The 15,230-nt window shown below is 63.0% G+C and carries 12 protein-coding genes; 3 read left to right on the plus strand and 9 right to left on the minus strand.

Going from position 1 to position 15,230, the window contains the following annotated elements:
• The first annotated feature begins 548 nt into the window (after positions 1–548).
• The 3 genes from ACYU70_RS22195 to ACYU70_RS22205 all read left to right on the plus strand — a co-directional run bounded on the left by ACYU70_RS22195 (position 549) and on the right by ACYU70_RS22205 (position 3,390).
• Positions 549–971 (plus strand): hypothetical protein, encoded by a 423-nt coding sequence (locus tag ACYU70_RS22195; protein ID WP_342299371.1) that lies wholly within the window; start codon positions 549–551, stop codon positions 969–971.
• A gap of 11 nt (positions 972–982) precedes the next feature.
• A complete protein-coding gene (locus ACYU70_RS22200) occupies positions 983–2,497 on the plus strand; it encodes a T9SS type A sorting domain-containing protein (RefSeq protein WP_342299369.1) in 1,515 nt (504 codons plus the stop codon).
• A gap of 182 nt (positions 2,498–2,679) precedes the next feature.
• Positions 2,680–3,390: an SAM-dependent methyltransferase gene (locus ACYU70_RS22205; protein WP_342299366.1), complete on the plus strand. Its 711-nt coding sequence runs from the start codon at positions 2,680–2,682 to the stop codon at positions 3,388–3,390.
• A gap of 54 nt (positions 3,391–3,444) precedes the next feature.
• On the opposite strand, the gene ACYU70_RS22210 is transcribed toward ACYU70_RS22205, so the two are convergent.
• From ACYU70_RS22210 to ACYU70_RS22250, 9 genes are all read right to left on the minus strand, one after another.
• Positions 3,445–4,812 carry an ammonium transporter gene (locus ACYU70_RS22210; RefSeq protein ID WP_342299364.1) on the minus strand — a complete coding sequence of 456 codons (1,368 nt, stop codon included), beginning with the start codon at positions 4,810–4,812 and terminating at the stop codon, positions 3,445–3,447.
• Positions 4,813–4,941: 129 nt separating this feature from the next.
• Complete coding sequence (locus ACYU70_RS22215) at positions 4,942–6,240, minus strand: sensor histidine kinase (protein WP_342299363.1); 1,299 nt, start codon at positions 6,238–6,240, stop codon at positions 4,942–4,944.
• 225 nt (positions 6,241–6,465) lie between these two features.
• Positions 6,466–7,854 (minus strand): sigma-54-dependent transcriptional regulator, encoded by a 1,389-nt coding sequence (locus ACYU70_RS22220; RefSeq protein WP_342299375.1) that lies wholly within the window; start codon positions 7,852–7,854, stop codon positions 6,466–6,468.
• 146 nt (positions 7,855–8,000) lie between these two features.
• Complete coding sequence (locus ACYU70_RS22225) at positions 8,001–8,702, minus strand: head GIN domain-containing protein (protein ID WP_342299362.1); 702 nt, start codon at positions 8,700–8,702, stop codon at positions 8,001–8,003.
• A gap of 119 nt (positions 8,703–8,821) precedes the next feature.
• Positions 8,822–10,024, minus strand: a complete 1,203-nt coding sequence (locus tag ACYU70_RS22230) for an ABC transporter permease (RefSeq protein ID WP_342299360.1) — start codon at positions 10,022–10,024, stop codon at positions 8,822–8,824.
• A gap of 112 nt (positions 10,025–10,136) precedes the next feature.
• Positions 10,137–11,399, minus strand: coding sequence for an ABC transporter permease (locus ACYU70_RS22235; RefSeq protein ID WP_342299358.1), 1,263 nt, complete (start codon positions 11,397–11,399; stop codon positions 10,137–10,139).
• 37 nt (positions 11,400–11,436) lie between these two features.
• Positions 11,437–12,165, minus strand: a complete 729-nt coding sequence (locus tag ACYU70_RS22240; protein ID WP_342299356.1) for an ABC transporter ATP-binding protein — start codon at positions 12,163–12,165, stop codon at positions 11,437–11,439.
• Between the two features lie 241 nt (positions 12,166–12,406).
• Positions 12,407–13,885, minus strand: coding sequence for a TolC family protein (locus ACYU70_RS22245; protein WP_342299354.1), 1,479 nt, complete (start codon positions 13,883–13,885; stop codon positions 12,407–12,409).
• A gap of 12 nt (positions 13,886–13,897) precedes the next feature.
• Entirely contained in the window at positions 13,898–15,148 is a 1,251-nt protein-coding gene (locus tag ACYU70_RS22250) for an efflux RND transporter periplasmic adaptor subunit (protein WP_342299353.1), read from the minus strand.
• Between the last annotated feature and the right edge of the window lie 82 nt (positions 15,149–15,230).

Consider the following 15,230-nt stretch of genomic DNA (forward strand, 5'->3'; position numbering starts at 1 on the left):
ACGGCACCAACGGCACCAACGGCGTTGACGGCGCCAAAGGCGATACCGGCGCAGCTGGCAAAGACGGCACCAACGGCGTTGACGGCGCCAAAGGCGATACCGGCGCAACGGGTGCTAATGGTGCTCAAGGCGTAGCTGGCCCAGCAGGTGCGAAAGGTGATAACGGGGCAGACGGTCATGACGGCGCTACCGGGGCAACAGGAGCCCAAGGTCTGACTGGCGCTACTGGTCCTGCTGGTCCAACTGGCCCACAAGGCACGGCTGGAACTGCTGCCACAGTAGTTATAAACTCTACTACTACGGGTGCCGCTGGTTCTTTTGCATCGGTTATCAACGCTGGCACTTCTTCCGCGGCTAAGTTCGACTTTGTGATTCCTACTGGTGCTGCTGGCCCTCAGGGCCCAGCTGGTTCTCAAGGTGCGACTGGCGCTGCTGGTCCTCAGGGTACCGCAGGCGCAACCGGTGCGACTCCCGTCATTAGCCTGGGAACCACGACCACTGGCCCAGCGGCGGTGAGTATCAACAATACGAACCCTGCAGCTCCTATCATGACCTTTACCGTTCCTCAGGGCGTGAAAGGAGACCCCGGCACTACACCTGTCTTTAGCTTGGGCACAACTACCACTGGTACGGCTAATGTTAGCATTAACAATACCAATCCAGTAGCCCCTGTTTTGACCTTTACCGTGCCACAAGGTGCTGCTGGTCCTGTTGCTACGACCGTCAACCCTACTAGTATTCCAGCCAATACGGGCAACGCTGATTTAACAACAGCTATAAATGGATTCAACTTTGTTACGTTAAACGGTGGTAATAGCACTCCTTATACCCTCCCTGCCACTACCACCGGGCGCTTGATATACCTGCGGAATACCAATGCTACTCCTGTAACTGTTAGTAGTTTAACTATTGCTGCAAATAAGACAAGCCTCTTTATGTACACTGGGTCAGCATGGATTCAACTATTTTAATAGCTACTACCATGAACCGATTCCTCAAACGTTTCGAACCTCCCAAAGTCGCGCTTGCGCTGCTGCTGGTGTGTGGGGCTTCGGCCTTGCACACCAGCCAGGCCCAGGGCCTCTACAACGGTAAAGGCGGCCTGGTGGCCCTCTCCGATTCGGTGCGCTACGTGCGCGGCGATGTGGAGAATGCCGGTGAGCTCGACCTGACGCGCACGGACGGCCTGGCCGCCAACCGGCTTTTCATCGACGAAGGCAGCCTGCTCAACACCGGTACCTTCACTGCCGCCCACAGCACAGTAGTGCTGATGGGCCTGACGCCCCACGTGCTTAGCCTGAACGGGGCCACGCTCTACCACCTGCGCCTCGACAACCCGGCCGGCACCACCCTGGGTTCCGAGGCCAGCGTAACTGCCAGCCTGCGTCTGGCCACCGGCAACTTGCTTACCACCAATGCCTATAGCTTGCGCCTGGAATCCAGCGCCCGGCTCTTCGGCCCCGGCCCGGCCGGCACCGAGGACGACAACCACTACGTGAAAGGGAGCCTCGTACAGCAGCAAGCCGTGCGCGGCACCGAAACCGTCAGCTTCGGCAACATGGGCTTTGGGCTGAACCCCAACGGCCAAGCGCTGACGCTGACCGTGGACCGCCGCACCGGCCTGAACCAGCCCAATTATTCCTACGCCCAAAGCCCGGCGTTTGTGGGCAAGCAGGGCATCGACCGCATCTGGCGGCTCAGCACCGCCGATGAGCGCAACCCGACCAAAGCGGTGAAGCTGTCGCTGAGCTGGCTGGCCGACAACGACCACGGCCTCGACTTCGGCGGGGCCCTGGCCCAGGTGTGGCAATCCACCGACCAGGGCCGAACCTGGGTGAAAGCCGGCGAGCCGCAGCCCGCCCTGGCCCGCACCGTAGCCGTGGCCACTACCGAGCTCAACGCCTGGTACACGGTGAGCCTGAACAGCATCCCCGCTGTAGCGCCCCTGGCCCAAACGTTGTTTTCGGGCACGGCCCGCAGCTCCGATGCCATCCTGACCTGGTCGACAACCACGAAGCCGAGCAACGGCTGGTACGTCATCGAACGCTCCACGGACCAGCAGAAGTGGCAGGAAATCAGCCGCCAGGTAGTTGCTAGTCAGCGGTGGTCGCCGGCCGCCTCCACGGCCATCGACAAAGACGCGAGCCAGCTTGGGGCGACGCTGTTCTACCGCCTGCGGCAGCTCGACACCGAAGGCAATAGCCAGCTCAGCAAGGTGCTGGCCGTGCGTTTTGCCGGTTCCATGGTCTTCAAGCTTGAAGCCTACCCCGTGCCGCTGCAGGAATACCTGACCCTGGACTTGATGACTTCAGGCACGGGTCCAGTCCAGATTGACCTCTACGACATGGCCGGGCGCGTACTCATCCACCGCGAGGAAACAGCGGCGGCCGGCGCCAGCCGCTTCCAACTCGATGTTCGCGCACTGGCTAGTGGCGTGTACACTCTGCAAGCCCGCCAGGGCGACCAGCGCGTCACCCGCCTGTTGAAACGCGACTAGCTCCAACGGCCGCTGGCCTTCAGTAAAACGCCCCGCTTTCCTTGTGGAAGTGGGGCGTTTTCTGTTTGAGCGGTTTGTTGACCGCAGTACGTTTGAACATCGGAGAAACCATTCGATGAAGCGGCCGGGAGAATTGTCGGACGGTGGTGCCGTTCCTTTGCAGCTCATTATTTGTGCGCCCAATGCCCGGAACCCTCTTCCTCATCCCCACACCTTTGGCCGACGATACGGCCCCGCAGGTACTGCCGCCGCAAGTGGTGGCCGCCGTGGCCGCCCTCCCCTACTTCCTGGTGGAGAATGCCCGCACCGCCCGTCGCTTCGTGAAAAGCGTGGCCCCGCACCGCGTCATTGAGGATATCCGCTTCGTCGTCATCGACAAAGACAGCACTGATGCCGAGGTACGCGCAGCCCTCGCGCCGCTGGTGAAAGAGGGAATTGACGCCGGAATTCTGAGCGAAGCGGGCTGCCCCGGCATTGCCGACCCTGGCGCAGCACTAGCCCGGGAGGCTCACCGGCAGGGCCTGAGGGTGCGGCCGCTGGTGGGGCCGTCGTCGCTGCTGCTGGCGCTCATGGCTTCGGGGCTGAATGGTCAGCAGTTTGCTTTCCACGGGTATTTGCCCATTGAGAAAGCGCCGCGCGTGGCGGCCATCAAGGCCCTGGAGAAGGAGGCCCAGCAGCGGCAGCAGTCGCAGCTGTTTATTGAGACGCCTTATCGGAATGGGGCATTATTTGCCGATTTGCTGGCGCATCTGCAGCCCGGCACGCGCCTGTGTGTGGCGGCGGATGTGACGGGCGCGGGCGAGTTTATTAAAACGCTGACTGTATCGGACTGGAAGCGGCTACCAGCCCCGGAACTGCACAAGATTCCGACGGTGTTTGTGATTGGGATGTAGCGTGGACTTTTAGTCCGCGAGTCAGTCGCGTAACTCGCGGACTAAAAGTCCACGCTACGAGGCCCGCACTACGAAGCGCAGCTCCTTGGCGGGCTCCAACTCCTGGGGGGCGGGCAATACCGTTTCGCCGTGCTGGCTCAGGTCGAGGCCGTCGGCTTCGTGGATGGCGTTTACCCGGATGGGGATGAGGACGTTGGTTACTTTATAGAGCAGGTACGAGCCGCCGAAGGTGTAGACCGAGATGAAGGCCAGCGCGCCGAGATGGTGCAGCAGCAGCGTATAGGAGCCGGTGGTGGCCAGGCCGCCGTCCTTGGCGAAAATGGCAGTGAGAATCATGCCCACGATGCCGCCCACGCCGTGGCAGGGAAATACGTCGAGGGTATCATCGAGCTTCGTGCGGTTCTTCAAATCGACCGCGCCAGCGCTGATGGCGGCCGATACCACGCCGATAAACAGCGCCGGACCGTAGCTCACGTAGCCCGCCGCCGGCGTGATGGCTACCAGGCCCACCACCGCACCAATGGCCGCGCCCGCCGCCGAGGGCCGCTGACCGCGCACGGCCTCAATCATCATCCAGGTGAGCATAGCAGCGGCTGAGGCCATGTGCGTGGTGAAGAACGCCTGCACCGCCGTCGCATTAGCCGCCAGCGCCGAGCCTGCATTAAAACCAAACCAGCCGAACCACAGCAGACCCGTGCCGATGAGGATGAACGGCACGTTGGGCGGCACGTGGGTATGGCCTTCGAGGTGGCTGTGGCGGCGGCCCAGGGCCAGCGCACCCGCCAGCGCCGCAAAGCCAGCCGAGATGTGCACCACCGTGCCACCGGCAAAATCGAGAACGCCCCATTTCAGCAGGAAGCCGTCGGGGTGCCAGGTCCAGTGGGCCAGCGGGCAGTAGATGAGCAGGCTGAACAGGCACATAAACAGCAGGTAGCCCCAGAACCGGATGCGCTCGGCAAACGCGCCGCTGATGAGGGCCGGCGTTATGATGGCGAATTTCAACTGGAAGGCGGCATAGAGCACCAGCGGCAGGTTGGGGGCCAGGCGCGGGTGCGGGGCCGTGCCCACATTATTGAACATAAAGAACGTGAGCGGATTGCCGATAACGCCGCCAATACTGTCGCCAAACGCCAGCGAAAAGCCCACTACGTACCACATCACCGAGATAACGCCTAGCGCGATAAAGCTCTGGAGCATCGTGGAAATGACGTTGCGCTTGCTCACCATGCCGCCGTAGAAGAAGGCCAGGCCGGGGGTCATCAGCAGCACGAGGCCGGAGGCGGAGAGCATCCAGGCCAAATCGGCGGAGTTGAAGGCGTTGGGGAGGGCATCGGGGTGGTTTTGGGGCAGGAAGGCCGCCACGCCGGCTAATAATAGAATGGCCCCGAGGCAGGCCGCAGCTAAATATCTTTTCCGAGTCATAGTGGGGTAAATTTAGAGGCACTTGACCGAAGATATCAAATAATTTTTACTTACCCCCTTTCATATTTACACTCACAAACGTTAGTTATTGCCCATTTTTCCGAAACAGTCTATCAAAATCAAACACAACTAGAAATCAATACTAAAAGCGGTACGGCCGGCCTCATTCGTTTCGAGGCGGAAGCGGAAGCCGTGGGCCAGCAGCACGTCGCGCACCAGTGTGAGGCCGATGCCCTGCCCGTCGCGCTTGGTGCTAAAGAAGGGCGTGAACAGCCGCTGGCGCACTTCCGGAGTGAGGCCGGGGCCGTCGTTTTCGATGGTGAGGGCGGGCGGGCTGAGGGTGGTGCGCACCCACACGTTGCCGTCGTGGCCAATGGCTTCGAGGGCATTTTTGGCCACGTTGAGCAGGGCCTGTTCCAGCTGCTGGGCGTCGAGGTCGAGCATGAGCGGGGCCGCGGGCAGTTCCAGGTGCCAGGTAATGTGGCGCTCTTCGCTCAGGGGCTGGAGCAGGCGGGCGATGCCGCGCAGCAGGGCGTGGAGGTCGGTGGGGCGCGGCGCGGGCGGGGGCAGGCGCACGAGGTGGGCGAAGTTGGCAATGAAATTGGCCAGCTGGGTATTGCGGGCAATGCTTACATCGAGGGCCTGGGTGAAGTCGGGCTGGTCGGTGGGGTCGAGTTGGAGGGCGTAGTGCTGGAAGCTGTGCAGGATGGAGTTGATGGCCCCGATGGAGTTGTTGATTTCGTGCGACATCATGCGGATGAGCTGCCCGTAGGCCTGCTTTTCCTGCTTGATGAGCTCCTGGGTTAGCTCTTCCAGCACAATGAAGCGGCGCGTGAAGCCCCGGTCCAGGAAGTGGGCGGCGTGGGCGCGGTAGGTGGCCAGGCCGGAGAGGCGCAGGGCCTGCGGCTGGTCTTCGGCCAGGGTGGCCAGGGCCGGGCCCCATGGCGCGGGCAATTCGGCGAGGATTTGGCCGGCCAGTGCGGAGGCGGGCTGGCCGATAAAACGGGCGGCGGCGGCGTTGGCGCTTTCAATCCGGCCTTCAAAATCCAGAATAAGAATGCCGGCGGGCGAGGCCTGGATGAGGCGCTCAAGCAGGAAGCTTTTCTCGTGCTGGCTCACGCGCTCGTGGCGCAGGGCGTCAATCATCTGGTTATACACGAGGATGAGCTGGTCCATTTCGCGCTGGCCCACGGGCACGAACTTCATGCTGAAATCCTGGGCCTGGATGGCCGCCGTGCCCGCCGCGATGAGCTGAAACGGCCGCACAAAACCCCGGTAGAGCTGCGCGGTGACGGCGATGCTGATGAGCAATAAAACCTCGCTCCCGATGAACAGTGGCACGTTGGTGGTGCGCAGCTGGGCCGCCAGCGCAATGAGCACAACGTGGATGAGGGTAGTAAAGAGGAGGAACTGGAGACGGAGGGACATGAATGGGGTAAAAGAACATCATGCGCGGGACGCTGGCACAGAATGCTGGCGCGCGTCTGAGACGCAGGACGCCGGTGCAGGACGCTGGCGCGCGTCTCCGACGCGTGCCGACTGGCTTCGAGCCTCTGGCTCGCGGCGTGAACGATGGCAGACGGGTCGTTCTACCGTTACGTCTCCGACGCAAAGCCAGCCGGCACGCGTCTCAGACGCACGCCAGCAGTCAGCCTACGCATCGTACGGGATGCCGTGCTTCTCGAACCTTCTATAAAGCGCACCTCTACTCAGCCCCAACGCCTTCGCCACGCGGCTGATGTTGCCGTCGTAGTGCGCCAGCGACTGCCGAATCATTTGGGCTTCCAGCTCATCCAGGGTCATGGTGCCGGGGGCGGGCAGCTCGCCGGGGGCGGGGGCGCGGGTGGGCAGGTGCAGGGTATTGGCCTGGAAGTCTTCGGGGCCAAGCTCTTCCTTGCCGCTGACGAGGACGGCGCGCTCCACCAGGTTTTTGAGCTCGCGGATGTTGCCGGGCAGGGGCTGCTCCCGGAGCCAGTGGAGGGCGCGGGTGCTCACGCGCAGGGCCGGGCGCTGGTAGGTGGCGCGGAGTTGGTCGAGGAAGTGCTGGGCCAATAACGGAATGTCGGCCGCGCGCTCGCGCAGGGCGGGCAGACGCACCGAAATCAGGTTGATGCGGTAGAACAGGTCTTCGCGGAAGCGGCCTTGCGCCACCATCTCCGCGAGGTTGCGGTTGGTGGCGGCGATGACGCGGATGTCGAGACGGCGGGGTTTCGAGTCGCCGAGGACTTCGTAGGTGCGGTCCTGCAGCACGCGCAGCAGCTTCACCTGCGAGGCTAGCTCCAGCTCCCCGATTTCATCGAGGAAAATGGTGCCGCCGTTGGCCAGCTCGAAGCGGCCCACGCGGTCGGTTTTGGCATCGGTGAACGCGCCCCGGCGATGACCGAACATCTCGCTTTCAAATAAAGAAGATGAGATGCCGCCCAGGTTCACCTTCACGAAGGACTGATTGCGGCGCGGGCTGTTGCGGTGAATGGCCTCGGCAATAAGCTCCTTGCCGGTGCCGCTTTCGCCTTCGATGAGCACGGCGGCATCGGTGGCGGCCACCTGGCCTACCTGGCGCAATACGTGCAGCAAGTGGGCATCCTGGCCGATAATATCCCGGAAGGCAAACTGCTGGTCGAGCTGGCGGCGCTGGCGGGCGGGGGCTTCGGTGGGCTCGGTTTCGGGCGGGTTTTCGCGCACGGCCAGCACCGTGCGGATGGTCTGGAGCAGGGAGTCGTTGTGCCAGGGCTTGGTCACGAATTCGGCCGCGCCGGCCTTCATGCCCTCCACGGCCAGCGCGATGCTGCCCCAGCCGGTGATGAGGATGACGGGCACCTGCGGGGCCACGGCCTTCACCTGGGCCAGCAGGGCCAGGCCGTCGTGGCCGCTGGTGTCGAGGGAAAAATTCATGTCCATCAGCACCAGCCGGGGCGGGGCTTCGCGCACCACGGCCAGGGCCTCGGTGGGCGTGGCCACGGCCTGCGCGGAGTAGCCGGCCTGCTTCAGCAGCAGCTTTAGCGAGGTGCGGATGGCCAGGTCGTCGTCGACAATGAGAAACATGGTGGTTTGGGTACTTAGCTGGTCAGAAAAGGCCGTCATGCAGAGCGTAGCGAAGCATCTTGTCCGCTCCCACTAATCTTTTTTGATTGCGTTGAGCGGTAAAGATGCTTCGCTACGCTCTGCATGACAGGCGGTGAAAACCACTTTTAGCGGCTTTTCACGCTGCCGCCGCTGCTGGTGCGCTTGCTCACGCGGGGCGAGCCGGAGTAGCGCACGTCGCCGCCGCTGCTGGCATCGGCGGTGAGGGTTTCCTGCACGGTCACGCTCAGGTTGCCGCCGCTGCTGGCCGAGGCATCACAGACGCGGGCCACCAGGCCATCGCCTTTGAACACGCCGCCGCTGCTGGCCCCCACGTCGAGGCGCTGGGCGGTGCCGGCCAGCGTGGCAATGCCGCCGCTGCTCACGTGGGCGTTGACATCGGTGCTGATGAAGGTGGCCTTGACGATGCCGCCCGACGACGCGGCCACGTCCAGGCCCTGGGTGGTGAAGGCCCCCAGCACTTCGGCGTGCGCGCCGCTGCTGGCGTGCAAGGCCGTGAGGCTGGTGGCCGTAACGTCCACGCGCATGTGGCGCACGTTTTTCAGGCCCAATGTCTCGGCCCACTCGCGGTCGAAGCTGATTTTGAGCACGCCGTCGCGCACTTCGGTCAGGATGCGGTCGAGTTGGTCGGCTTCCTCGGCGCTGGCTACCACGCGCTGGGTGCTGCCGGAACTCAGGCGCAGCTCAATGCCGTTGCTCACCTCTACGGCGTGGAAGCTGGCTACGTTGCGCACTTGGGGCGCGGTTTGGGCAAAGGCGGCGACCGTGCTCAGGAGGCAGAAAAAGGCGGTGGCGGTGAGGTTTTTCATAACGGATACAGAAAAAAGGTGAGGGTGTGAAGCAGCGTTGCTGAAGCGACAGATGCAGCGGGCGTCCCGGGAGTTGCCTGCGCTATTAGCTAGCTGCGGCAAGATAATCGGCCGCCCGGCTACTCCTCGCGCAGGGCCACCGCCGGGTGAATGCGCGCCGCCAGCCGGCTGGGCTGCCACGCGCACAGCGCCGTGATGGCGTATACCGCGCCGGCCGCCGCCGCAATGGCCAGCAGGTAGGGCTGGGCCGGCAGGTCGAAGGCGTTGAGCAGCGGAAACTGGGCCGCCAGCAGCGCTCCCAGCAGCACCCCGAAGGTGGTGACCACCATCATCTCGCCCAAAAACTGCCAGCCGATGCCCGCGCCCGTGGCCCCCATGGCCCGGCGCAGCCCAATCTCGGCCCGGCGCTGGCTGATGTTGTACCACAGCACCCCAAACAGCCCCAGCGCCACATTAATAATCAGGAACAGGCCCATGATGCACAGGCCCACCACGGGCACCAGCGTGTAGCGGCGGCGGTGCAGGCGCTCGTCGTTCATCACGCGCACCTGGCTGCTCCATTGGCGCGTCACGCCGGCCACGGTGCGGGCTATTTTCTCCTGCAGCTCGCCGCCCGAGCCGGGGGCCACGCGCACCAGCACGTTGGCCGTTTCCCAGTGGGTGGTGTCGTAGGGCAGCAGGCGCAGCCACGCCGAGGGAATGGGCGCGGAGAAGTCGCTTTCCATGCGCACCGGCTCGACCACGCCCATCACCTGGAATTGGTCCTCGGGCTTGATGGCTTCTTTGCCGGGGTTTTCCCAGGTGAAGATTTTGCCCAGGGCCGGGCCGTTGCCAAACAGGCTTTCGCGCAGGTCCTGGCTGATGACCACGGGGCGGTGGTTGCTGCCGTCGTCGGCGGGCGCAAACCAGCGGCCCTCACGCAGGTGCAGCTGCATGGCTTCGTTGTAATGGTCGTCGGCGTGGTAGTAGTTGGTTTGGGGCGACTTCTTGCCCTTGTACTGAAACACCGTGTTGTTGGTGTTGAAGATGAACGGGACGTTGCCGCTGGTGAGGGCCACCGTGCGCACGCCGGGCAGGGCCTTCACCTGGCGCAGCACGTCGTCGAGTTCGGCGCGGGGCATTTTCAGGTTCTGGCCGGCGCGCACTTCCAGCCGCCACACCTGCTCGTAGTTGAAGCCATGCGGGGCCAGGTAGTTTTTGGCCGTGGTGATGAGCACCGCGCCCACCCCAAACAGCACCACGAAGGAGAAAAAGATTTCGGAAATCAGCAGCAGGTTGGCCCGCTTGCGGTTCCAGATGAGGGTGAAAAGGTGGCGGAGCATTGATTAGGTAATTATGAATTAGAAATTATGAATTATGAATTGAAGAGTATGAGAATGAGCGAGGCTTTGCCTCAATTCATAATTCATAATTTCTAATTCATAATTCAACCCGTCACTTCTGTTCGCCGCTGCCGCGCAGGGCGGCCACGGGGTTCAGGCGCGACATTTTCCAGGCCGGGTACACGCCGCTCATCAGCCCGAAAACCAGCGTGAGCAGCATGCCCCAGCCAAATACCGACCAGCTCAGGGCGAAGTGGGCGTAGGCCACGGGGTGGGCCTCGTTCACCAGGGCCAGCGCCCCGGCGGCCAGGGCCAGCCCCAGCAGCCCGCCCACCAGGGCCAGCACCACGTTCTCGACCAGAAACTGCCCCACCAAATTGCTGCCCGTGGCCCCAAAGGCCTTGCGCACCCCAATCTCGCCCGAGCGCTCCAGGATGCGCGTCACGTTCAGGTTCACCAGGTTCAGGGCCGGCAGCAACATAAACAGCAGCGCCAGCCCGCCCACTATCAGGTAAAAAGCGCCGAGGTTGTCGTCGTCCACGGTCTGGTCCTGGTGATTAAGCATTACCCGCGTGACACCCGCCAGAATGGGGTCGGCGTAGGAGAACACGGCCTTCACTTCCTTCGGATTCGGGATTTCCACCCGCCGCATCATCTGGCGGTATTCCTCGCGCATGGCCGGCACCGCCGCCGCCGAGGGCGCCAGCAGCACCGGCAGAAAGATGCCGTTGAGGCGGTTATCCTTAAAATACTCGGTGCTTAGGGTGTAGGGCAGCCATACGTCGGCATAAGCATACACGCGCGCGGCCGACACGTTGCGCACCACGCCCGCCACGCGGTAGCGCTTCAGGTCGATTTCGATGAGCCGGCCCACCACGTCGGTGCTGCCAAAATAGTCGCGGGCCGTGGCCTCGTTAATCACGCACACCTGCTGGGCCTGCTGCACTTCGGCTTTGGTGAACGGCCGCCCACCCAGAAAATCAAAGTCCATGATTTGCCAGAAGTTGCCGTCGGTGTAGGCCACGTCCAGCGGCAGCAGCTTGTTCTTGGTGAAGGCCGTGGCATTGGAAGCGCCCGTGCTGATGCCCACCAGCTCCGGGGTTTTCATTTTCCGCACGTAATCGTCCACGAAATGAATACTGGCCGGCATGTTCATCCAGCCGTGGTTGTCCTGGCGCTGGTGTCGGATGACGTTCACAAACAGCATGCGGTCCACGCGCTTCACCGGCGTGCCCGGCCCCACCAAGTGGTCGAACATGGCCATCACCACCAGCAATATCATCAGCGTAAAACTCACGCCAAACAGGCTGATGAAGGTGAAGAACTTGCGGCGCATGAGCACCTTCCAGGCAATTTTTAAGTAAGAGAGTAACATGACTTTGGAGCTTATTTAGAACGTCATCTGCTGGCCTTCAGCCCACCTGGCTACCGTCGAAGAACCGAATCACGCGCTGCGTCTTCAGCGCCTGCTGCAGGTCGTGGGTCACCATCACGATGGTCACGCCCTGCTCGCGGTTCAGCTCCAGCAGCAGGTCGATAATCTCCTCCCCCATGACCGAGTCGAGGTTACCCGTCGGCTCATCGGCCAGAATGATTTCTGGCCCGCCGGCCAGCGCCCGCGCAATGGCCACCCGCTGCCGCTGCCCACCCGATAGCTGGGCTGGGAAGTGGCTGGTGCGGGCATTCAGCCCTACCTTATCGAGCGCATCGAGGGCGCGCTGGCGGCGCTCCTTCCCACCCATGCCGGGCCGGTACAGCAGCGGCAGCTCCACGTTGTCTACTACCGACAGGTCGTTTATCAAATGGTAGCTCTGGAACACGAAGCCGATTTTCAGGTTGCGCAGCCCGGCCAGTTCCTTGTCGGAGTAGGAAGTCACGGCCCGGCCGTCCACCTCAATCGTGCCGCTGGTGGGCTCATCCAGCAGGCCCATCAAACTCAGCAGCGTCGATTTCCCACAGCCGCTCGGCCCCATGATGGACACAAATTCGCCGCGGTTCACGGTCAGGTTCACGCTGTTTAGCGCCACCGTTTCGATGGTCTTGGTCTGGTAAACTTTCTCGATGTCGCGAAGGCGAAGAACGGGCGCGGCACGGTCGGGCGCGGCGGCAACGGGTTGGAGGAGGTCGGTTTCCGGGCTCATTTGAGGAGGGGAGTTTGGCGGTGAATTAAGCAGAAATGGCGGTCAAATCCCCTCCTCAGATGAGGAGGGGACGCTGGCGCAAAGCGTCAGCTGGGGTGGTTGAAGTCGTTGAACGACTCGCGTCAGGGTCGTTGCGGGTTTGTTGCAACTGTTTGTTTGAGTATCGTTCAAACTGACGTTCGGATATCGTTTAACGAGTTCAACCACCCCCGTCCGAGCCGTTGGCTCGAACATCCCCTCCTCATCTGAGGAGGGGAGTTTGGGTTTCGAAATCGAATAGAGTCAGCGCCCGTAGGCGGTAATAAGCCACCCAGCCGGCGCGCAGGGCGAAAATGTAGCCGCGCCGCGCCCCGTCCTTGGCTACCGAGGCCAGGGTCAAATCCGTCAGGCTGATGCGGCCCAGCAGGTAGGTGGCGCGGGCAATGTTGTAGCGGCGCTGGGCCAGCGAGTCGGCCCGGCCCGCCAGCGCAATCTGCTCGGCCAGCGCGGGCTGCTGCCCGGCCTGCGTGAGCACGGTTTGCTCGAAGCTGCTCTCTTCCTGGGCCACGTCGTGCCGGGTCTGGGCGCGGGTGAGCTCGGCGGTTTTCACGATGGCCTGGCGACGGCCCCAGTCCACAAGCGGCAGCGAAAAGGCCAAGCGCACCTGCTGCTGATTTTGCAGGTTCAGGTAAGTGTCCATCAGGTTCGGGGCTTGGTTCACGTAGCCCAGGTTGGCCGTGAGGCTGGCCTGAAAGCCGGTGGTGCCCCGCGCCTGGGCCACGTCGCGCTCGGCCTGCAGCAGCCGGCGGCGGAGAGTCAGAGTAGTGCTGCGGAACTGCCGCGCCTCGGTCAGCGCCTGCACGGGAGCCACGGCCGGCTGCGGAGCCGGCGCGGGCACGGCCAGCGCCAGGGTGCCTTCGGCGGCTGGCTGGCCGGTGTAGGCCTGCAAAGCCACCGCCGCAATCTCCGCATCGAGCCGCGCCTGGTTCTGCGCCTGACGGGCATCCAGCAGGTTCAATTCCAGCTGCAATAAGTCGCTCTGCGAGAGCCGGCCCAGCGCAAACCGCTCGCGGCCGATGCGCAGTAGCTCGGCGGTGGCCTGGGCATTCTGGCCGGCCACCGCGGCATTCACCTGTTGCAGCAGCACGTCGAAATACAGTTCCGTCACGCGCTGAGCCACGGTTTCGCGCTCCTCCACGTAGGCCCGGCTGCTTTCCTGATAGCGCAGCGGCTCAATGGCCCGCGCCCATTTCAGGTTATTGAACTGACCCAGCGGCTGCACGATTCCTAGCGTGAAGGGCTGGTTGTTATACCGCTTCAGCCCGCCGTTGAAATCATCAAACCGCTGCACTTCCGCGCCCACAAATATTTGCGCCCCAGTTACACCAATGTTCTGGCTCAAAGTCAGAGCCAGGTTGGAATTGTTAATGCGCACGGCCCGGAAATCGGTGGTTCCGTCGGGCTGGACCACGGGCGTAATCACGCGGCTGAAATTGGGCAGCGTGCCCGTCAGGCCCAGCTGCGGCCGGTAGTTGGCTTGGTAGCCGCGCCAGGCCCAGTAGCCGGTTTCGCGGTTGGTGAGGGTTTGCTGGCCGGCGGCCGAGTGGTCGAGCGCTTGGGCAATCACCTCGGCCAGCGTGAGGGTCGGCGCGGTGGGTTGCACTACTTGGGCTGCCACCGGCTGCCGCAGCAACGCCAGCGGCGCGAGAAGCAAAAGAAGCTGAATGATTCGGAGTTTCATCGTCGCGCCACCTTAGTCGTGAAGATTCAGCTCCGGTGTATCCAGATGCTCTTTCATGTCCGACACCACGATTTCCTCGCCCGCCCGCAGGCCGCCGGTAATCTGCACGAAGTCGAAATTGCTGTCGCCGAAGCGCACCGTACGGCGCACCACGCGTCCGTCGTTGGTCAGCACAAACACCGGCTGCTCCTTGCCGCCTTGGTAAAACGGGCCGTTTTTCACGCGCAGCACGCCGTGGTGGGCGCGGGTTATCACAAACACGTCGGCGCGCAGATTGGGCCGCAGCGCCGGGTGGTGCGGGTTGTCGAGCTGGGCATAAAACGTGACCACGCCCTTCTCCACGCTCGGGCTGATGCTAGCTACCGTGCCGCGCAGGTCGAGGTCGTTGATGCGCACCTTCACCGGGTCGCCCTGGTGCAGGGCATCGGCGTAGCTGTCCGAAATCGTGGCCCGCACCCGGAAGCTGCTCAAATCGGCCACCCGAGCCAGCGCGTCGCCGGCCTGCACGGTGGTGCCGAGGTTGTCGTTCACCCAAGTCAGCACGCCCGCCTGCTGGCTGCTGATGTTGGCCTGCCGCAGCTTGGTGGCCAGCTCCGCAATGCTGCGCTGCTGCATCGACACGGTGTAGCCCAGCTCCCGCACATCGGCCGCGTTGGAACGCTGCTGCGTCTGAATCTGGCGCGTCAGGCGGTCGGCTTCCAGTTGGGCCACGGTCAGGTTTAGCTCGGCCTGTCGCACGTTTTCGGCGGTGCCACCACCAATTTTCAACAGCTGCTGCTCGTCGCGCAGGGCCGACTGCAGGCTGCGCACTTTCACCGCCTGCACTTGGGCCTGGGCGCGCAAATCGGTCAGGCTGCGCTCCAGCGTGAGTTGCAACTGCGAGTTCTTGTTCTGGTTGCGCAGTTGCTCGTCATCCAGCTTTGCCAAGCTCGAATTGGCTAATTCCTTATCGAGTTCCAGAATAGTTTCGCCGGGCTGCACCCGCGCCCCCACCGCCACCGCCACCCGCCGGATGGTGCTCTGAATGGGGCTGGTCAGGACCGCCTCGCGGCCCGGAATCACAGTGCCGGCGGCAGTAAGCGAGGCTTCTACCTCACCCCTTTCCACGGTGGTAGTCAAGATATCACCGCGGCGCAGACTGGGTTTCAGCACCGTGCGGAAGGCCAGCACCGCGCCCAGCATCAGTAGTACGCCAGCAGCTACCGCGAGCCAGCGGCGGCGCTTGCGTTGGGTTTGAATAGAATCGGCAATGGCTCTGTCCATTTTCGTGCAGAAAGAAGAGTGTTTCCTCTATCTGCCGCCAAGCCGCGTGCCAATCAGACAAACATTTGATTTTCAATCATTA

The sequence above is a fragment of the Hymenobacter segetis genome (genome assembly GCF_054776495.1).